General features: G+C 64.0%; 17 protein-coding genes. 8 read left to right on the top strand and 9 right to left on the bottom strand.

Annotated features, from left to right (window positions below):
• The 3 genes from CON77_RS09180 to CON77_RS09170 form a co-directional block, all read left to right on the top strand.
• Positions 1–599 (top strand): ATP-binding domain-containing protein (locus tag CON77_RS09180; protein WP_198552326.1); only part of this gene is annotated, 599 nt, incomplete at its 5' end.
• Positions 600–659: 60 nt separating this feature from the next.
• Positions 660–1,487, top strand: a complete 828-nt coding sequence (locus CON77_RS09175; RefSeq protein WP_101048851.1) for a proteasome-type protease — start codon at positions 660–662, stop codon at positions 1,485–1,487.
• Positions 1,487–2,362, top strand: a complete 876-nt coding sequence (locus CON77_RS09170) for an alpha/beta fold hydrolase (protein WP_101048850.1) — start codon at positions 1,487–1,489, stop codon at positions 2,360–2,362. The genes CON77_RS09175 and CON77_RS09170 overlap by 1 nt, the downstream gene beginning before the upstream one ends.
• A 36-nt stretch (positions 2,363–2,398) precedes the next feature.
• On the opposite strand, the gene CON77_RS09165 is transcribed toward CON77_RS09170, so the two are convergent.
• The 3 genes from CON77_RS09165 to CON77_RS09155 all read right to left on the bottom strand — a co-directional run bounded on the left by CON77_RS09165 (position 2,399) and on the right by CON77_RS09155 (position 4,877).
• Entirely contained in the window at positions 2,399–3,223 is an 825-nt protein-coding gene (locus CON77_RS09165) for an undecaprenyl-diphosphate phosphatase (protein WP_101048849.1), read from the bottom strand.
• A 49-nt stretch (positions 3,224–3,272) separates the two neighbouring features.
• Positions 3,273–3,686, bottom strand: coding sequence for a hypothetical protein (locus CON77_RS09160; RefSeq protein ID WP_232788475.1), 414 nt, complete (start codon positions 3,684–3,686; stop codon positions 3,273–3,275).
• Between the two features lie 183 nt (positions 3,687–3,869).
• Complete coding sequence (locus tag CON77_RS09155; RefSeq protein WP_157826895.1) at positions 3,870–4,877, bottom strand: porin; 1,008 nt, start codon at positions 4,875–4,877, stop codon at positions 3,870–3,872.
• A 266-nt stretch (positions 4,878–5,143) separates the two neighbouring features.
• Between CON77_RS09155 and CON77_RS09150 the strand changes: the two genes are divergently transcribed.
• Positions 5,144–6,994 (top strand): glutamine--tRNA ligase/YqeY domain fusion protein, encoded by a 1,851-nt coding sequence (locus tag CON77_RS09150; RefSeq protein ID WP_101048847.1) that lies wholly within the window; start codon positions 5,144–5,146, stop codon positions 6,992–6,994.
• A 176-nt stretch (positions 6,995–7,170) separates the two neighbouring features.
• On the opposite strand, the gene CON77_RS09145 is transcribed toward CON77_RS09150, so the two are convergent.
• The 5 genes from CON77_RS09145 to CON77_RS09135 form a co-directional block, all read right to left on the bottom strand.
• The gene (locus CON77_RS09145; RefSeq protein WP_232788474.1) at positions 7,171–8,946 is read right to left on the bottom strand and encodes a DUF3732 domain-containing protein; all 1,776 of its coding nucleotides are present in this window, start codon (positions 8,944–8,946) and stop codon (positions 7,171–7,173) included.
• Positions 8,947–9,020: 74 nt separating this feature from the next.
• On the bottom strand, positions 9,021–9,467 hold the full coding sequence (locus tag CON77_RS15155) for a three component ABC system middle component (RefSeq protein ID WP_157826894.1): 447 nt from the start codon (positions 9,465–9,467) through the stop codon (positions 9,021–9,023).
• Positions 9,464–10,684 carry an ABC-three component system protein gene (locus tag CON77_RS15150; RefSeq protein WP_198552325.1) on the bottom strand — a complete coding sequence of 407 codons (1,221 nt, stop codon included), beginning with the start codon at positions 10,682–10,684 and terminating at the stop codon, positions 9,464–9,466. The genes CON77_RS15155 and CON77_RS15150 overlap by 4 nt, the downstream gene beginning before the upstream one ends.
• Positions 10,685–10,741: 57 nt before the next feature.
• Entirely contained in the window at positions 10,742–12,559 is a 1,818-nt protein-coding gene (locus CON77_RS09140; protein ID WP_198552324.1) for a DEAD/DEAH box helicase, read from the bottom strand.
• Positions 12,560–12,643: 84 nt separating this feature from the next.
• Positions 12,644–13,852 carry a TGL-type protein-glutamine gamma-glutamyltransferase gene (locus CON77_RS09135; protein ID WP_157826892.1) on the bottom strand — a complete coding sequence of 403 codons (1,209 nt, stop codon included), beginning with the start codon at positions 13,850–13,852 and terminating at the stop codon, positions 12,644–12,646.
• 134 nt (positions 13,853–13,986) lie between these two features.
• Here CON77_RS09135 and CON77_RS09130 point away from each other — a divergent pair, with 134 nt between their 5' ends.
• Positions 13,987–14,313, top strand: a complete 327-nt coding sequence (locus CON77_RS09130; protein ID WP_101048843.1) for a DUF2322 family protein — start codon at positions 13,987–13,989, stop codon at positions 14,311–14,313.
• Positions 14,314–14,416: 103 nt separating this feature from the next.
• Positions 14,417–15,907 (top strand): protein adenylyltransferase SelO, encoded by a 1,491-nt coding sequence (locus CON77_RS09125; RefSeq protein WP_198552323.1) that lies wholly within the window; start codon positions 14,417–14,419, stop codon positions 15,905–15,907.
• Between the two features lie 13 nt (positions 15,908–15,920).
• Here the strand turns inward: CON77_RS09125 and CON77_RS09120 are convergent, their stop codons facing one another.
• The gene (locus tag CON77_RS09120) at positions 15,921–16,814 is read right to left on the bottom strand and encodes a LysR family transcriptional regulator (RefSeq protein WP_101048842.1); all 894 of its coding nucleotides are present in this window, start codon (positions 16,812–16,814) and stop codon (positions 15,921–15,923) included.
• A 116-nt stretch (positions 16,815–16,930) separates the two neighbouring features.
• On the opposite strand from CON77_RS09120, the gene CON77_RS09115 reads away from it, so the two are divergent.
• Both CON77_RS09115 and CON77_RS09110 read left to right on the top strand, forming a co-directional pair.
• Positions 16,931–17,977 carry an ABC transporter substrate-binding protein gene (locus CON77_RS09115; RefSeq protein WP_101048841.1) on the top strand — a complete coding sequence of 349 codons (1,047 nt, stop codon included), beginning with the start codon at positions 16,931–16,933 and terminating at the stop codon, positions 17,975–17,977.
• On the top strand, positions 17,974–19,071 hold the full coding sequence (locus CON77_RS09110) for an aromatic ring-hydroxylating dioxygenase subunit alpha (protein WP_101048840.1): 1,098 nt from the start codon (positions 17,974–17,976) through the stop codon (positions 19,069–19,071). Before CON77_RS09115 ends, CON77_RS09110 begins: the two co-directional genes overlap by 4 nt.
• Positions 19,072–19,076 lie beyond the last annotated feature (5 nt).

Here is a 19,076-nt window from a genome sequence, read left to right as displayed (position 1 = left end):
CGCTGGACGCTGCCCCGGGCGCCTTCGACGCCTGGGCCGAGCAGGTGCTGGCCGCGCACACCCGCTTCCAGGTCCTGTGCGCCCTGCGCCAGGGCCCCTGGGGCGTCGCCGGCCTGAATCAGCGCATCGCCCACTGGCTGCACCAGGCCGGCTGCCTCGACACCCCCACCGGCTGGTACCCCGGCCGCCCGGTGCTGGTCACCCGCAACGAACACGCCCTGGGCCTGATGAACGGCGACATCGGCATCACCCTGGAAGTGCCCCACCCCGACCCCGCCGTGGGCGGCTGGACGCGCCGCGTCGCCTTCCCCAGCGCCGACGGCCAGCCCGGCGTGCGCTGGGTGCTGCCGAGCCGCCTGAACGCGGTGGAAACGGTGTTCGCGCTCACCGTGCACAAATCGCAGGGCTCGGAATTCGCCCACGCGGCCCTGGTGCTGCCCGAACACCCCAGCCCCGTGCTCACGCGCGAGCTGGTCTACACCGGCATCACCCGCGGCAAAAACTGCCTCAGCCTGGTCCACAGCGGCCCGGCCAGCGTCTGGCAAGCGGCGGTGGAACGCCGCACCCTGCGCGCCGGCGGCCTGGCCGAAGGGCTGTAAGCCTTGGCCCCACGCCGTCTGCTAGCATCGACCGGTTTTGCCCCACACGCCCCCAACCCCATGACCTACTGCGTCGCTGTCAAAATCAAAGCCGGCATGGTCTTCCTGTCCGACTCCCGCACCAACGCCGGACTCGACCAGATCAGCACCTTCCGCAAGATGATCGTCTACGAAAAGCCGGGCGATCGCTTCATGTGCCTGCTCTCGGCCGGCAACCTCAGCATCTCGCAGTCCATCCGAGAAATCCTGCAGGTCGAAAAAATCCCCGATGCCGAAGGCGGCGAACCCCTGACCATTTGGAACGCACGCAGCATGTTCGACGTGGCCCGCGTGCTCGGCGCGGCGGTGCGCCACGTCTACCAGCGCGACGGCGAGGCCCTCAAGCGCTCGGGCGTGGACTTCAACGTCAGCATGATCCTGGGCGGCCAGATCGCCGGTGAGGGCATGCGCCTGTTCCAGATCTACTCGCCCGGCAACTTCATCGAAGCCACGCCCGAAACGCCCTTCTTCCAGATCGGCGAAAGCAAGTACGGCAAGCCGGTGCTCGACCGCGTCATCACCCCCGACACCCCGCTGGACGAAGCCGCCAAGTGCGCGCTCATCTCCATGGACTCCACGCTCAAGTCCAACCTGTCGGTGGGCCTGCCGCTGGACATGGCGGTGTACGAAGCCGACCGCCTGGCCAGCGACCGGGTGGTCTGCATCGACGAGCAGAACCCCTACCTGCGCATGCTGCACAGCACCTGGGGCCAGAAGCTGCGCGAGGTGTTCGACAGCATCGAGGACCCGGCCTGGGACGGCAGCGCCAGCCCGCACCCGCTCATGGACGTGCCCGGCCGCCACCGCCCCCTGAAAAAAATCACCAACGCCCAGGAAAAACTGGTCTGATGGCCCCCGCCAGCGCCGCGCCCGCCCCGCACCACCCCACGGTGGTGTTTTCGCACGGCAACAGCTTCCCGTCGGCCACCTACGGCGTGCTGTTCCGCAGCCTGCGGGCACGCGGCTACCACCTCCAGGCGGTGGACCGGTTCGGGCACGACCCGCGCTACCCCGTCACCAGCAACTGGCCGCACCTGGTGCAGCAACTGGCCGACTTTGCCGACACCCAGTGCGCCGCCCACGCGCCCGGCCCGCTCTACCTGGTGGGCCATTCGCTGGGCGGCTTCCTCAGCCTGATGTGCGCGGCCCGACACCCGCAACTGGCCGGTCGGCCGGTGGCCGGCGTGGTCATGCTGGACTCGCCCGTGCTGGGCGGCTGGCGCGCCAAGGCGCTGCAGGCGGTCAAGCAGACCCGGCTCATCGGCGCCCTGTCGCCCGGCCAGGTCAGCCGCAAACGGCGCAACCGCTGGCCCAGCGCCCAGGCGGCGCTGGAACACTTTGCCCACAAGCGCAGCTTTGCCGCCTGGGACCCGCAGGTGCTGCAGGACTACATCGCCCACGGCACCCACGACGAAGCCACCGCCCAGGGCGTGCAGCGCGTGCTCAGCTTCGACCGCGACGTGGAAACCGCCATCTACAACACCCTGCCGCACAACCTGGACCGCCTGCTGCGCCGGCACCCGCTGGCCTGCCCGGTGGCCTTCGTCGGCGGCACGCAGTCGGCCGAAATGAAGCAGGTCGGCATGGCCATGACGCACAAGCTGGTGGGGCGCAGCCCGTCGGACCGGCTGCAAATGGTCGAAGGCAGCCACCTCTTCCCCATGGAAAAACCGCGGGAAACGGCCGCCGCCATCGACCGGGCGCTGCGCAGCTTCGCCGGCTGAAACGCGGCCCGGCGCCGCGCGGTGGGCCCCAGCCGTTCAGGCCGCCCAGTCCACCCAGCCCAGGGTCGAGGTCAGGAAAATCAGACCCCCGAAAGCGATGCGGTACCAGGCAAAGGGCACGAAGGAGTGGCTGGCCACGTAGCGCAGCAGCCAGCGCACGCAGACCCAGGCGCTCAGGAAGGAGAACAGCAGGCCGACGGCGAACATCGGCGCGTCCGCCAGCGACAGCAAAGCACGGTCCTTGTACAGGCTGTAGGCCCCGGCCCCGATCAGCGTGGGAATGGCCAGGAAAAAGCTGAAATCGGTGGCCGCCTTGCGCGACAGGCCCAGCAACATGCCCCCAATGATGGTGGCCCCACTGCGGCTGGTGCCCGGCACCATGGCCAGGCACTGCGCCAGGCCCACCTTCAGCGCGTCCAACGGGGTCATGTCGTCCACATTGGCGATGCGCGTGGCCGACGCCGGGCGGCGCTCCGCCCACAGAATGACCAGCCCGCCCACCACGAAGGTGGTGGCCACCACCATGGGCGTGAACAGGTGCGCCTTGATGGCCTTGCCCAGCAACAGCCCCAGCAGCACCGCGGGCACAAAGCCGATGAGCACGTTGAGGGTGAAGCGCTGCGCCTGGCGCTGGGTCGGCAGCCCGACCACGGTGGCGCGGATGCGCTGCCAGTACACGATGATCACCGCCAGGATGGCGCCGGTCTGGATGGCGATCTCGAACACCTTGGCACGCTCGTCGTGGAAACCGAGCAGCGAGCCGGCCAGGATCAGGTGTCCGGTGGACGAAATGGGGAGAAATTCGGTCAGGCCCTCGACCACCCCCATCAGGGCGGCCTTGAGCAACAGCATCAGATCCATGTCAGGGGCTTGGGCACAAAACCCCCGAGTGTAGTGGCTTCACCCCGGCTCAACGGCGGTGGTCGCGGCGATCGTCCCAGCGCTCGTGCCGGTCGTCGCGGTCGCCCCAACGCTCATCACGGCCGTACCGGTCATAGCGGTCGTGGCGGCGGTCGTCGTCGCGCCAGTGGCGGTGGCGGTCGTGGTGTTTGTGCCAATGCTTGCCGTGCCCGGGGGGCGCCCAGCCGGCACGGTACACCGGCGGCGCGTACACCACCACCGGGGGCGGGCCGTACACCACGCGCGGCCCGTTGCTCACGCCCACGTGCACGCCAGGCTGGTGCACACCGATCGACCAGTACACATCGGCCGCCTGCGCCGACTGCGCCGACCACAACAGCCCGGCCACACCGGCCACCAGCACGCCCGCTGCACGGCGGGTCCGCGTCCAACGCAGGCCCAAGGTTTTTGCCGAAGAAAACATTTGCAGCTCCTGTTCAAGCAGCCCCAAGGGCCGATGGGGGGATTACAGCCCCGAAACCCGGTTACCAGGGCGTCGCAAATGTGAAGAACGTATCCAACCGTAACCCGGGGGGCAGACGCCCCCCACAAACGCAACAGCGGGTCCACCGACCGGCGGACCCGCTGCGCTTCAAGCCAAGGCCGGTCAGAACGCGTGCTTGATGCCCACGTTCAACTGGGTGGTCGTTTCACCCGCCATGCCGGGGGTCAGCGTGGCAGAGGTCTTGGCGGTGGCGCCGGCCTTGGCGTTGATGAACGCGACCTGGCCGTACGCGGTGGTGCGCTTGGACAGGGCGTATTCGTTGCCCAGGATGAAGGTGTTGGTCTTGTCCGCGGCGTTGTCTTTGTCCTTGCCCAGGTACAGGGCCGCCAGCACCGTGTTGTTGGCGGAGGTTTTCCAGTCCAGGCCCAGGCCGACCACGCCCACGTCGCTGGTCTGCACTTGCGCGAGGTTCTGGTTCTTGCCGCGCAGGTAGTTGACCTTGGCGGTCAGGTCGCCCATGGCATAGGCAGCACCCAGGGTGTAGAGGGAATTGGCGCGGTTGCCGGTGGCAGAGCTGTTGGCGCTTTGGTAAGCCGCCGACAGGGTGACCGGGCCGGTGTAGGTGGCGCCCAAGGACAGCACGGAACCGACGTTCTCTTTCAGGCCGTAACCGGCGGCCAGCTTGACCGGGCCAAAGTTGTTGCTGTAAGAAATGGCGTTCTGCAGGAACACGCCCACGTCGTCGTTGCCGTTCAGGCCGTTCGTGTCGGAGTTGAAAGCCCAGTGGTACAGGCCCGAGAAGTTCTCGCGCAGGCCGCGCGGCTCGGTCGCCGCGAAAGCCAGAATGGCGGGGCTGTACTGGTTGCCGATGGTGACGGAGCCCCAGTCGTTGGACGACACCACCAGGTTGGACTGGCGGCGGAACAGCCCGCCCACGTTGGTGCCGGTGTCGGGGTTCAGGTGGCCTTCCAGGTTGAAGCTCACCTTCAGGCCGCTGCCCAGGTCTTCGGTGCCGCGCAGGCCCCAGATGCTGGGAGAAATGCCACCGCTGTCCAGGGAGGTAGAAGAAGTGCCGGCCGCGGTCTTGCTGTTGACCATCAAACCCAGGTCCATGTTGCCGTACAGCGTCACGGTACTTTGGGCCGCCGCCAGGCCCGAAACCAGGGCCAACGAGGCCAGGGCAATTCATCGCTTGTTCATTTTGCGTGTCTCCAGTGTGTATCGCCACCAAAAGGGTGGCGGCTCCCTTGGGCAAATGCCGTGCCTGCGCTGCCACCGGCCGCAAAAGTCGCCCGGCAACGCGCAAGCAGACGATCACTGTCTCCTGCGTGACACATTTCGGCACACGCTGCCCCCGAACGCCACACCCCCGGGCCGGCGTCGGCCCCCCGTGCAACAGCCCCGGCCCACCCTGCCGCAAGGCCTAGAATTCCGTCATGAGTTCCGCACCCTCCCACGCCCCGAAAAACACCGCCCCCGCCGCCGCCGGCGAGGAGCACAAGGTCTCCAACTTCCTGCGCCAGGTCATCGAAAAAGACCTCGCCACCGGCGCCTACGCCAGCCGCCAGTGGGGCGGTGGCCCGGGTGATGCCGCCTTCCACGCCGCCGGCGTGCCCGACCCGGCCAAAATCCGCACCCGCTTCCCGCCCGAGCCCAACGGCTACCTGCACGTGGGCCACGCCAAAAGCATCTGCCTGAACTTCGGCCTGGCGCGCGACTACGGCGGCGTCTGCCACATGCGCTTTGACGACACCAACCCCGAGAAGGAAGAAAAGGAGTACGTGGACTCCATCCTCGACGCGGTGCAGTGGCTGGGCTTTGGCTGGCAGAGCCGCTTCAACGGCAAGACCGAAGACCACCTGTACTACGCGTCGAACTACTTCGACTTCATGTACCGCGCGGCCGAACACCTCATCACCGCCGGCCACGCCTATGTAGACGAACAGAGCGCCGAAGACATGCGCGTCAACCGCGGCGACTTCGGCAAGCCTGGCGTGGACAGCCCCTTCCGCACCCGCAGCCCGGAAGAAAACCTGGCCCGCTTCCGCGAAATGCGCGACGGCCAGCTGGCCGACGGCGCCGCCGTGCTGCGCGCCAAGATCGACATGGCCTCGCCCAACATCAACATGCGCGACCCGGCCATCTACCGCATCCGCCGCGCCACGCATCACAACACGGGCGACGCCTGGTGCATCTACCCCATGTACACCTTCGCGCACCCCATCGAGGACGCGCTGGAGCAGATCACTCACTCCATCTGCACGCTGGAATTTGAAGACCAGCGCCCGTTCTACGACTGGTTGATGGAGCGCCTCATCGAAGGCGGCCTGCTCAAGGCCCCGCCGCCGCGGCAGTACGAATTTGCGCGCCTGAACCTGACCTACGTCATCACCAGCAAGCGCAAGCTGGCGCAGCTGGTGAACGAGAAGAAGGTCAGCGGCTGGGACGACCCGCGCATGCCCACCATCGTCGGTCTGCGCCGCCGCGGCTACACGCCCGAGGCCATCCAGCTGTTTGCCGAACGCATCGGCGTGACCAAGAGCGATTCCTGGATCGACTACAGCACGCTCGACGGCTGCCTGCGCGAAGACCTGGAAAACAAGGCCCACCGCGGCATGGCCGTGCTCGACCCCGTCAAGCTGGTGCTCACCAACTGGGCCGAGGTGTTCGGGTCTGACGGCTACACCGAAGACTGCACCCAGCCCGCCCTGCCCCACAGCGCGATTGCCGAAGGGCAAACGCCCCCGCCCGACCGCGTGTTCAAGATCGGCAAGGACGTGTGGATCGAACGCGAAGACTTTGAAGAAGTGCCACCCAAGGGCTACAAGCGCCTGTTCCCGGGCAACGTGGTGCGCCTCAAGGGCGGCTACGTCATCGAATGCACAGGTTGCGCCAAAGACGCCGACGGCCAAGTGACCGAAGTGCACGCCAAAGTGATCGCCGGCACCAAGAGCGGCACCCCCGGCGCCGACAGCGTCAAGGCCAAAGCCGCCATCACCTGGGTGGGCGCCGCCGACGGCGTGAGCGCCGAAGTGCGCCTGTACGACCGCCTGTTCACCGACCCGCAACCCGACGCGGGCGGTAAGAACTTCCTGGACGCCCTGAACCCACACAGCCTGAAGGTGGTGACGGCCTACGTGGAGCCATCACTGGCCGCCGCCCAGCCGGACCAGAAATTCCAGTTCGAGCGCCACGGCTACTTTGTGGCCGACCGGGCGGACCACGGCGTGGGCGGGCAAGTGGTGTTCAACCGGGTGACGGGGTTGAAGGATAGTTGGGGAAAGTGATAGCTTCAGAATATCAATTAGAAAGCCAGCAAACTGAAAGGTTTGCTGGCTTTCTAATTTGGGCACCGCTTAAATGAATGATCGACCTACGCACACGACAAAAACCAGCGACCTAAACAAACCAAATACATAATCGCGGGATAAATCACAATTATTCAAAACAACTCTCATCCGCCTCATCCAGCAAGCCATTGCTGCGGAATAAGCGCATTCCCCCCATGAAACTCCTCAACAAGATGGAAATTCTTAAACCCAACGAGCATCGATTTTGGCACATGCTCGAACACAATCATCTGAAAATCCATTTGGTAGTCAGAATTCATTCGACTAATAAAGTTATCTAGAAGCTTAAAGGCCGACATAATCTTTGCTTCATCACTATGACGATTCCTAGCAGGGTCAGTGCCGTTTTGACTCCCATAATATGGCCTACTGGGCTGATCAATAACAAGAAAACTGGGAACAAAAGACGAGCCTCTATTTATTGCAACCTCGTGAAGCGCGAGAAACTGTATAAGATGCAAAAACATATGATTGGAGCTGCTACCGACATTCTCAATCAATGTTGACTTCGGCTTACGAAGCTGGATTCTCTTTTCGCGGTAATTAAAGATGGCTTGCCAATTCGCATAGTTCTCCAACGAGGAACTAACCTCCTTAACCAACTCCAGAGCAACCTCGTTGATCAGCTGAACAACTGCATCGCGCTCATCCTCGATCTCTCGAACCTGAATAGCATCTATTTTTTTCTGCAAATCAGAAACATCCGGCCTATCAATTGCAACTGAAACTAAAGTTTCAGATTCAATATACGTTGCAAGCTTCCCTCGCGCCTCCCCGAGAAACAAATACAAATCGCGCATAGATTCGAACGATTTAGGCTCTACCGGAAGCGACTCCAACTCTCGCTCCAGAGACTGCTTGCTCCTCTCCAGATCTTTTACCAACGAGGTAATCTCACCGTCGACTGGACGCTTTGGAGCAATCGCTTCCTTGATATTTTTCAAATCAACTTTCAATCCGCTGATTAGTGGATCAAATACATCTGACTTTACGAGCTCGGAAGATCGCTCAAGAATAACGGCGAGAGGCCGAAGGCTGTCATCAGTCTTCCCCAGCGCCTCTTTGTATGCGTTGTACTCTTGTGTGAATTGCTGAAGTTTCCTTAGGCGGCGATTCACCGCATAGAGCTTCACACTAGTTTCTGAGTATCGATCAAGACCCTTTGGCGTCTTTGGTGACGAGGCCTCAATGAGGACATCACGTAGCCGTTCTGGTGTTATCTCATTCGGAGCTTCCTTCATAAGACCGAACATAGCCGCCTGGGCAGCAATCTGTCGCGCCTCACGATCAAATTCACCGCGCCTAGTTACCGTGCTTTCAGCGCGTCGTTCTGCCCGCTCAAGCTCCTTGCGCAACTGCTCTCTCTTTTCACGTGCAGCGATGTTCTCAATATCATCGACACCCATTGCAAGGTCAAATATTCTCGGGAGGGCCTCTCGATATCGCTCGTCTGACTGTTTATCGAAGAACGTTTTTGTGCTGAGAATTATTTCATCTGAAATCGTATTAAAGAGAAAGAAGAACCGAAAAGAGACCTTTGATCCGGCTCGCAATGCCCGACCACCATAGGAGACAACAGTGCGTTGATCGATTCCGAATTCTGCTTCAATGATATGCCGAAGATCATCTTCCGCAATATTTGGCTGAGGAATTTGAGGCAACTCTCCTACACTCGAAAAGCAATAATCAGAAGATACACTATTTCCACTGGGACTTCGCCTCGCTACAACGAGCTCCTTATCATTAATGCACACCCTCAGACCATACCAGGCCGTATTATCATTAATGACATCATGTGGCAAATTGTGATTGCTTGCAAGGAAACAGTAATCAATGATGCCGAGCAGTGCTGTTTTACCCGTTTGACTATCCCCCGTTATCACGTTCACGCGATTCCGAGAGAAATTAATATCCCGCCTTATCCCCGTGCGGGACCAAAGGCAAATTGTATCTATAGCGAATTTCAAAGCTGAATCCTAAAGTTAAGATAAAGTTCTTCAATCGGGCTTGACAAAATGACGGCAATATTTGGTGTAGCCCTAACAATCCGCTCTGCACGCCGACCAAAATCCGGCCCGATCAGAATTGGCTTTACTGGCAGGACATCCCCCTGAATGCGAACGTAACCAAGATGAGCCAGTAGCTGTATTGAATTTAGCGACAACACTAAGCTATTTTCAAATCGATCATTGAAATTGGCGAATAACTCCGGCTTCACCGAAACCAATGCAGCAACTTCCCGCCTACGAATATTGCCCTTACTCAAGAACGTCAGGGTCGCGTCATGCATTATGAGCGGCATAATGAGAAGCGCCTTCGAAACAGGCAAACTTCCACAATGCTCCACGATATTTGCAATTGCAGCCGCACAAAGCCCAACATTGTTGAATGCACTCCAGTCCTGTCTCACATTGACTCCCAATCTCGATGCCAGCCGATTTTCTTTTGATCAGAGAGCAGGTACAACTCGCCATTACTTAAGCCGGTATCTAGAGTAGACGGCCCAACTGTGAATCGCTCCTTGCGGAACTGACGGAGAATTTCAATAGCTTCGCTTATTACTTCCTGATCGGACATACAATTTTTGAATGCAAGTTTGAATTCATTCTTCCATCTCAAAATCACATCTTCATGCAATCCTGAAACTTCATCCGAGATCAAGTCCCCGCTTTGAACCCAAACCTCCAGATATCGTGCGATACGAAGTTTGAGTAGCGTGTAATCTACAGCAGACTCCGTATCCGAAGGCGCAATAGCATTGATCTCAATAAGCCTTTTAATGAAGATTTGTGAAAATATTTGATCCGGAAGCGCCGGAGTGAATTTTGGAGCCGGCAAGCTCTTACTCCTCGCGTCAACGAACACATTTCGATATTTCTTCATGAACTGCTCATAACTAACAAGAACCGGCTTCCCAGCCTTTATTGATATGAAGTTATCTTGTCGTACATTAGAATCAAGCCTTTCAAAGACTTCATCCACGCGATGAGCATCAACAAATTTATCTCTAATTGAGACTTTTACTCTACCTACGATGTCCTCAAGGGAATGCAGGACAAAAACACGGCGAAGGAATTGCTCACCAACTGAGTCTCTTAAGCCAAGAAGCTTCTCAATGTAACTCTTTATTTTTGCATCACTCGTTTTTTTGGAAAGAGCTATCGCCGTAGCTTTTACACTACCAAAATCCAAATCCCCAATCTGAAGACGCCCCAACAGCGCCAGAAAATTATTTCCTTTGCTCTCAGATTTATTGGTAACAAGGTGAAATTCTGTCTTTCGAACAAATGCGAGCTGAGCATGCTCCTGCCCTCTCCCAAGAGCATCATCCGATATTAAAGATGACCAGTTATAAATAGTTTTCCAAAAATCAACATCAAGCTCGGGCAATGCGACTGGCTGACCTCCAACCACTTTCCTCACCGTATGCTTAAGTTGAAATAACAACAATAGATCAGCATCCATTTCAACATGAACATCATCCTCAACCTCCAACCCCACAGTTTGTCCGCTTTTTAAGTTCAATAGCCTATCTAGGAAGTAGTAATACTGATATTCAAATCCGATGCTCTTGTCATCAGCACTGGTCTTTTCTGCAACACTTTTATTATTCATAGTGTCATGCATTTAATTGGAATAAATACGCAAATAAGGGGCGCGTGCGAGTCAGGTCTTGCCTTTTGCCTATAGGCGAGCAGCGAACTTCCCGTCCCCACTCAAACCAATCACCAACCGCTGCGTCGCCCGCGTAGCCCCCACATAGAACAGCCGCGCTTCCTCGCGCTCGTCTTCGCCCTCGGCGGGCATGCGCCCGGCGCCCACCAGCGCCACCACCGGGAACTCCAGCCCTTTGCTGACGTGCAGCGTCATCACCTTGATGCTGTCGTGCGCGGGGTCGAACACGCTGGACGAGTTGCGGCGCAGCTGGTGCGGCAGCTTGCGTTTGCGCAGGAACTCGGCGCACATATCCATTTCGCTGTGGTGGCGGCAGAGGATGGCCATGTCGGCCCAGGCGTGGCCTTCGCGGTGGGCGGTGGCCAGCAGTTCGGCCACTTTGGCCACCTCTTCGCGCAGGGTGGGCAGGCGCACGATGAGCGGCGCCTCGCCGTCGCGCCCGCAGCTCACGGGCTTGAGCAGGGGCACGCCGTCGTCGTCCTTGTCTTCGGCGGTCAATAGATCAGCGGCAACGAGGCTGGCCGTTTGCAGGATCTGCCGCGTGTTGCGGTAGTTGATCTTGAGGATGGTGGTGCGCCCCTGCGCCTGGATGCCCACGCTCTTGAAGCTGAAGTTTTTCTTCTGCGTGCGTTCGTAGATGCTCTGCGCGTCGTCGTACAGCACAAGCAGGCTGTTGGTGGCGGGGTCCACCATCTGCACCACCAGGCGCAGCCATTCGGGCGCGAAGTCGTGGCCTTCGTCGATGAGCACGGCCTGGTATTGCCCGCTGGGGATCTGGTGGCGGTCCACGCCGGTGATGACGCGCTGGACCATGTCGGCCATCTTGTCGCTGACCGGCTGGTTGTTGGCCGGCATTTCCTGCCCGTAGGCCTTTAACTGGGCGTAACACCACTTGTGGAAGTGCACGGCGTGCACGCGGTCGGCAATGCCTTTGGCGGCCATCACGCGCGCAATCTGCCGGGCCAGCGGTTCGTTGTAGCAGAGGATGAGGATGGGTTTGCTGGCCGCTGTCTGCGCCTTGGCCAAGTGCTCGGCCCGGTAACCCAGCAGCATGGTTTTGCCCGAACCCGCCACGCCGTGGATGACGCGGTGCCCATCGCCCAGGCTGCGGGCCAGCTGTTCCTGCTGCAGGTCCATCACCCGCATGATGCTGGGCAGTTCGGCGGCTTCGTCGGTGTCGTCAAACAGGCTGTCTTGCGCGGCCACGCGCACCTGGGGGAACATGATCCAGCGCACGCGGTCCAGCTGCGGCAGCGACATGACGCCGCGCATGGCGTAGGGGAACATGTTCCACAGGTGGGTCTGCAGGTCTTCGGGGTCCACCTGCTCCAGCATTTCGTCTTGGCAGATGACGCGCTGCGGTTCGATGGCGTGGTGCAGTTCGGCCTTGTCGAACTGGGCACGGGTGATGTTGGGCAACACCACGCCGTAGCTCCATGGAAAGGCCAGCTTGCCCTGGTGTGGGCCGCTGGGTTGCACCAGTTGCGGGTCGCGCTCCAGCGCCTTGACCACCTGGTGGGCGTATTGCCGCGCCTGCTCCAGCGGGTTGGGTATGGTTTTGGGGCCTGCGTCGCCGTGAATGACCCAGGTTTGCCGGTCGGCCTGGATGAGCGTGCTCAGGCGAAAGTCCTTCACCTCCAGCACCAGAATGCCGCGCCGGGGGTGGATGATCACAAAGTCCGGGTGGGCGCTGCGCGGGCCCACGGGCACGTCGTACCAGAGCAGGTAGTCGTCGTCGAGCTTTTGCTCCAGCCGCTCGGCCACGCGGCGCTCGCCACCCGTCATGCGCGAGACGCAACTTCCCAATGCCGGTATCAGTGCAGCCATCCCTTGCCTTCTTGCTTTTGCGTTTCTTTGTTAGCAGATTTTGCACCATCTGCCGGGCGCATTCTGCACTCCCCACCCAACCAGCTACCGCACCGGCAACGCCGGCAGTGCTTCGTACCCAAACAGGTAAGGCACCAGCCGCCAGTCGAGCAGCAAGCCGCCTTGCGCCGGGGTCTGGCTCAGGCGGTCCAGGTCGGCCGGGGTGAGCGGGCGCACCAGGGCGGCGTCGCGCGAGCGGCTGAACACGCCGTGCCGCCACTGGTACACCTCGTCCAGCTTTTCGGCAAAGGTGTAGGCGTGGTGGTGGTCGTCGTAAAAGTCGTCGAACCGCCCACGCCCCAGGTAGATGGCGTTGGAGCCTTCGTAGCCGGTTTTCTCGTAGCTGGCGGGGTCGGTGTTGAGGAAGTAGGCCCAGTCGCCCGGCACGAAGTGGTGGGCCGGTGCGCCGCGCTCCAGCCGCAACAGCTTGCCTGGGTCGTGGCGGGTGGCGGGGTCGAAGCCGGCCTCGAAGTCCCAGGCGGCGGCGGGCTCCACGTCCACCAGGGGGTCGCCGTCGTGCAGCAGGCGCTGGCGCACCAGGGCGGCCTGGGCCGGGTCCTGGCGCACGCGGGCGTAGTAGTCGAGCACGCCGTGCGCGTACACCAGTTTGCAGGCGGTGTAGCAGCCTATGGCGTAGTCGGCCTGGCGCACGAAGGCGTCCAGCAAGGCCTCGTCCAGCGGCACGATGGGCACGCCTTTCAGCCATTTTTTCGGGTTCCAGCAAGCGGGGCCGCCATCGGGCCAGACCCAGTGCAGCTCTTCCGCCCAGGCGACGATGTGCTGGCGCAGGGCCACGTGTTCGCGCAGGGCTTGCAGGTCGCACGCGGGCCCGCCAAAGTGGTGGGCACGGCCGGGGTGGGCCAGGGCCAGCACGATTTCGCGCTGGGACACGGTGCGCACCGCCCGCGGCCGGCCCTGGGCGCGAGGCAGGTACACGGGCACGGGGCGCAGGCGGTAGCGGCGGTCCTGGTGCAGGTCCAGGGTGGAGCGGCCGGCACGGTCCAGCGTGAAGCTGAGGGCGCCGTCGGGCCATTCGGTCTGCACGATCCAGTCGCGGTCCACGTCGAGCCCGCGCAGGTAGCCGGCCATGGCCCGGGCCAGGCCGGCGCGCTGTGCAGGGGCACAGTGGAAGACCACCCCCTCTGGTACCAAGGCAGAGGGCTCGGCCGCCGGCTGGGCCACGGCCCAGGTGGCCCACAGGGCCAGCAGCCAGGCCAGCGCTAGTCGGACACGGGGGAATGAAAAGCATCGCATGGTCTGCGGCATTCTGCGCCCAAACCACCTAGGCCCGGCGCACGCCGTAACACACCACCCGCCTCAGGCGCCAGCGCCGGCCAGGGCGGGCGGCCGTGTCATGATCCGGGGTTTTGCCGCCATCTGCACACGCCATGAACTTTGCCGACCGCCTGAAACAGCTCCCCTCCGTCAGCCACCTGGCCGCCCTGCACCTGCTGGGCGCCCAGGGCGAGGTGCTGGCCACCATCGAAAACAAACCCGGGCAAGCCGGCTCCCTGGCGGTGTACCACGCGCTGGCGGCCGCCCACGGTGGTCACATCACCCCAGCCGCCGCCGCCCAGGGGCTGGAGTGGTACGCCGAGCACACGGCCGACGCCCGCACCCACCCGGGCAAACACCCCAACATCGACCGCCTGCTGACCTGGGCCGCGGGCACCGTCAGCCACCGGGTGGAGGCCGTGCCCCAAGCCGCCTCCTGAGCCCTGGGCCGGTCTGCGCGCGGCGGGTCAGCAACCCCACCCGCAGCAGGCCCATGCCCAAGCCGGACAATGCGGGCATGCCCCCCAGCCCACGGAAACCCGAGTGACCACCGCCGCCGACACGCCCATCCGCATCGCCTTCGACAACCGCTACGCCCGCGAACTGGAGGGCCTGTACCTGCCCTGTCAGCCGACCCCCTCGCCGGCGCCGCAGTGGCTCAAGTTCAACCACGCCCTGGCCGACGAACTGGGCCTGGACGGCGCGGCCCTGTCCAGCGACGCCGGCCTGGCCGTGCTGGCCGGCAACGTGGTGCCCGAAGGGGCGCAACCCATTGCCCAGGCCTACGCCGGCCACCAGTTCGGCGGCTTTGCCCCGCAGTTGGGCGACGGCCGCGCCCTGCTGCTGGGCGAGGTGCTGGACCGCCAGGGCCAACGGCGCGACATCGCCTTCAAGGGCTCGGGCCGCACGCCGTTTTCGCGCGGGGGCGACGGCAAGGCCGCCGTGGGGCCGGTGCTGCGCGAGTACCTGGTGAGCGAAGCCATGCACGCGCTCGGCATTCCCACCACCCGCACCCTGGCCGCGGTGGCCACCGGCGAAACCATCCGCCGCCAGCGCGCCCTGCCCGGTGCCGTGCTCACCCGGGTGGCGGCCAGCCACGTCCGCGTGGGCACCTTCGAATTCTTCGCCGCCCGGCAAGACTCCACCCATTTGCAGCGGCTGGCCGACCACGTCATCGCCCGCTTTGACCCGCATGTGCGGGAACACCCCGACAAGTACCTGGAACTGCTGCGCGCGGTGGTGGCGCGCCAGGCCCGGCTGGTGGCGCGCTGGATGGCGGTGGGCTTCGTCCACGGGGTGATGAACACCGACAACACCACCGTTTCGGGCGAAACCATCGACTACGGGCCCTGCGCCTTCATGGAGGCCTACGACCCGGCCACGGTGTTCAGCTCCATCGACCACCACGGCCGCTACGCCTACGGCAACCAGCCCAGCATCGCCCACTGGAACCTGGCCCGGCTGGCCGAGGCGCTGCTGCCGCTGATCGATACCGACAGCGAGCGCGCCGTGGAGCGCGCCACCGCGGCGCTGGACGAATTCCCGGCCCTGTACGCCAGCGCCTGGCGCAGCGCCATGCACGCCAAACTGGGGCTGGCCCCCGACGCCGACCCCACGCTGCTGGACGACTACCTGCAACTGCTGCACGGGCACCGGGTGGACTTCACCCTGGGCTTTCGCCACCTGGCCGACACGCTGCGCGGCCAGCCCGCCGACTGGCAGGCGCTGTTCACCGGCCCCGACCCACGCCTGGACGCGTGGTGGCAGCGCTGGCACGCCCAATGCCAGGCACCAGGCCAGCCGCCCGAAGACACGGCCCGGCGCATGGACGCCTGCAACCCGCTCTACATCCCCCGCAACCACCAGGTGGAAGCCGCCCTGGACGCCGCCACCGACCGCGGCGACCTGCAACCCTTCGAGCGGCTGCTGGCGGTGCTCACCCGCCCCTACCAGGCGCGAGCGTCCGACACCGCCTACGCCCTGCCGGGCACGCCGGAACAAAGCTTCGGCTACCAGACCTTCTGCGGCACCTGAGTGCCCCCCGGACTCAGCGCGCCCGGGTCGATCCGGTCAGGAGTTCGCGGAACACGCTGGCCGGCGGCGACAAAGGCCGCCCCGGGGCACGCAACAGCACCAGCGTGCGCGAAACGGCCGGCCGCCCCACCGGCCGGGCCACCAGGTGCAGCCAGTCCACCAGGGGCCGCAAGGCCGTGGTGATGACCGCCACCCCCAATTGCTCGCGCACCAGGCCCAGCATGGTCCAGGGCAAGGACACCTCGTGCGTGTACGACAAGCGCAGGCCCTGCCGGCCCAGTTGCTCGTCCAGGTGGCGCCGGACTGGGTTGTCAGGCAAAGGGCCGATCACCGGCACATCCCGCAGGTGGGCCCAGTTCAGCGCGGGGCGCTTGGCCAGGGGGTGTTCCGGCGGCATGGCCACGGTGTACTGGTCGGTGTAAAAGGGGGCGGCCACAAGGTCGGACCGGGCCTCGGTGGCGGTGGCAATGCCCAACTCCGCCACCCCGTCACGCACCAGGCCCTGCACCTGTTGCTCGCCCACATCGTGCAGCAGCAGTTGCACCTGCGGCAGGCGCTGGCTGAAGGCACGCACCACCGGCGGCAGCATCAGCGCGCATTGCGCCGTGGGCGCGGCCACGCACAGGCGCCCACGGCCCAGCGTGGCCAGGTCGCGGGCGTTGTCCGCCATGTGCTGCCAGTCTTGCACCAGTCGGCTGAGCGAGGGCAGCAAGGCCACGCCGGCCTCGCTCAGGCGGCACCCCCGGGTGTGCCGGTCGAACAGGCGCACCCCCAGCTGCGCCTCCAGCCGGGCGATTGCGTGGCTGAGCGTGGATTGGGACTGGCCCAGGCGCTGCGCCGCGCGGGTGAAGTTGCCGGCCTCGGCCAAGGCCAGGAAGGCCTTCATCTGGTCTATGGACGCTGTCATCGATTTTTTGGATTGATTTATCCAATTATCTGAATTTTTAGATGGCCAATCCTTCGTAGGATGCCTCCGAAGCGGTCCCACCACACCGCCCCCCAGCCCACCCACCAGGAGCCCCCATGCCCGACCCCCGCCTGCCCCCACCGTTGCGGCGCCGGACCTTCAGCGCCGCGCTCACCACCCTGCCCCTGGCCTGGGGCGCCGCCCGCGCCCAAGCCCCCACCAGAACGCTGCGCTTCACACTGGACTGGCGCGTGGACGGGCCAGGCGCCATCGTGCTGCTGACCCAAGGGCGCGGCTACTTTGCCCAGGAAGGTCTGGATGTGGGCATCGACGCCGGGGCCGGCTCGGCGGCCTCGGTGCAGCGCCTGGCCAGCGGCACACACGACATCGGCGTTGCCGACACCGGCGCGCTGGTGGAATACCTGGCCAACCACGCCCAGGGCGCCCGCCTGCAGGCGGTCTACATGCTGATGGAGCAGGCCCCGTCGGCGGTGTTCGCCCTCAAGAAGAGTGGCATCCTCCAACCGTCCGATCTGCCCGGCCGCACCCTGGGGGCCCCGGTGTTCGACGCCGGCCGCAAGGCCTTCCCGCTGTTCGCCAAGGCCAACCGCTTCGACGCGGGCCGCGTGCGCTGGACCAACGCCGACCCGGCCCTGCGCGAAACCCTGCTGATCAAGGGCGATGTGGACGCCATCACCGGCTTCTACTACACCAGCCTGCTCAACCTGGAGGCGCGCGGCGTCCGACGCGAGGACCTCACCATCCTGAAATACGCGGACCACGGTGTGCCCCTGTACGGCAACGCCGTGGTGGTCTCGCCCACGCTGGCGGCGGAGGAGCCGCAGGCGGTGCGGGGCTTCCTGCGCGCGCTCAACCGGGGCATCCGCGACTGCATCGCCGACCCGGCCGCCGCGGTGCGGTACGTCAAGGCGCGCGACAGCCTGCTCGACGTGAAGGTGGAGGAACGGCGCCTGCGGCATTTCCTCGACCACTTCGTGGCCACATCCGCCGTGCGCCGCGCCGGCCTGGGCGGGGTGGACCTGCCGCGCCTGCGCAACAACATCGTGCAGTTGAGCGACGCACTCGGCCTGAAGCGTTACGTGCCGGCGGAGGAGGTGTTCAGCAGCGCCTTCCTGCCCACGCTGCAGGAGCGGCGGCTGTGAACCGCACGGAAACCGGACAAGGCCCCTTCCTGCGCCAGGCCTGGTACGCCGCGGCCAGCAGCGACGAAGTCGGCGCCGGGCTGCTGGCGCGCACCCTGCTGAACGAGCCCGTGCTGCTCTACCGCCTCGAATCCGGCGAGCCCGTGGCGCTGCTGGACCGCTGCGCGCACCGCTTCGCGCCCCTGTCGCTGGGGCGGCGTTGTGGCGATGAAGTGGTCTGCCCCTACCACGGCATGCGCTACGGCCCCGACGGCGTCTGCACCCAGGTCCCCGGCCAAGCCACCGTGCCCGCACGGGCCCGGGTGCACCGCTACCCCACACTGGAACGCTACGGCCTGGTCTTCGTCTGGATGGGCGACCCGGCCCGGGCCGATGCCCGTCACCTGGTTTCGATCGCCCAGTACGGCCAGGCCGGCTGGGGGCTGTCGCGCGGACATGCCCTGTTCCATGCCTGCCTGGACAACATCCTGGACAACCTGATCGATCCGGCCCACACCACCTACGTGCACCCACGCACCATCGGCAGCGACGCCGGTGCCGATGTGGCCGTGCAAGCCGAACTGGAAGGGGCCGACACCCTGGTGTGTGGCCGCTGGGTCAACGACGCGCCGGCCGTGCCGATGGTGCAGCGCTTTGCCCCACCCGACGGACCGGTGGACCGCTGGCAGTTCTACCGGGTACGTCTGCCCTGCACCTCGTGGGTGGACTTTGGCTCCCTGCCTGCCGGCAGCCCGCACACCCCGGAGGCCATGGACGCCGCCCCCTACCGCGTCATCTCATACGCCTTTCTCACCCCGCAGGACGCCGAACACACCCACTATTTTTCCTTCCAGCTGCGCAACTTCGCCGCAGACGACGGCGCGGTCACCGCCGAATTCAACGCCCTGTACCGGGCCACCTTCGACGAGGACCGGGTGCTGCTCGAAGCCATCCAGCGCGAAGAGCGGCGCGCTCCCGGCACCGCGCCCACGCGCATCGCCTCCGACGCCGGGGTGGCCCGACTGCGGCGCATGGCCCACGCCTGGCGCGAGGCCGAGCAGCCACACGCCACTGCGGCAGCTCCACACCAGCGCACACCGGATCTCGGCGGATAATTCCC

It is taken from the genome of Macromonas nakdongensis (assembly GCF_002837145.1).
Lineage (GTDB): Bacteria > Pseudomonadota > Gammaproteobacteria > Burkholderiales > Burkholderiaceae_C > Macromonas_B > Macromonas_B nakdongensis.
Note: the sequence above shows the minus strand (reverse complement) of the source record. Positions and strands in the feature narration are given on the sequence as shown.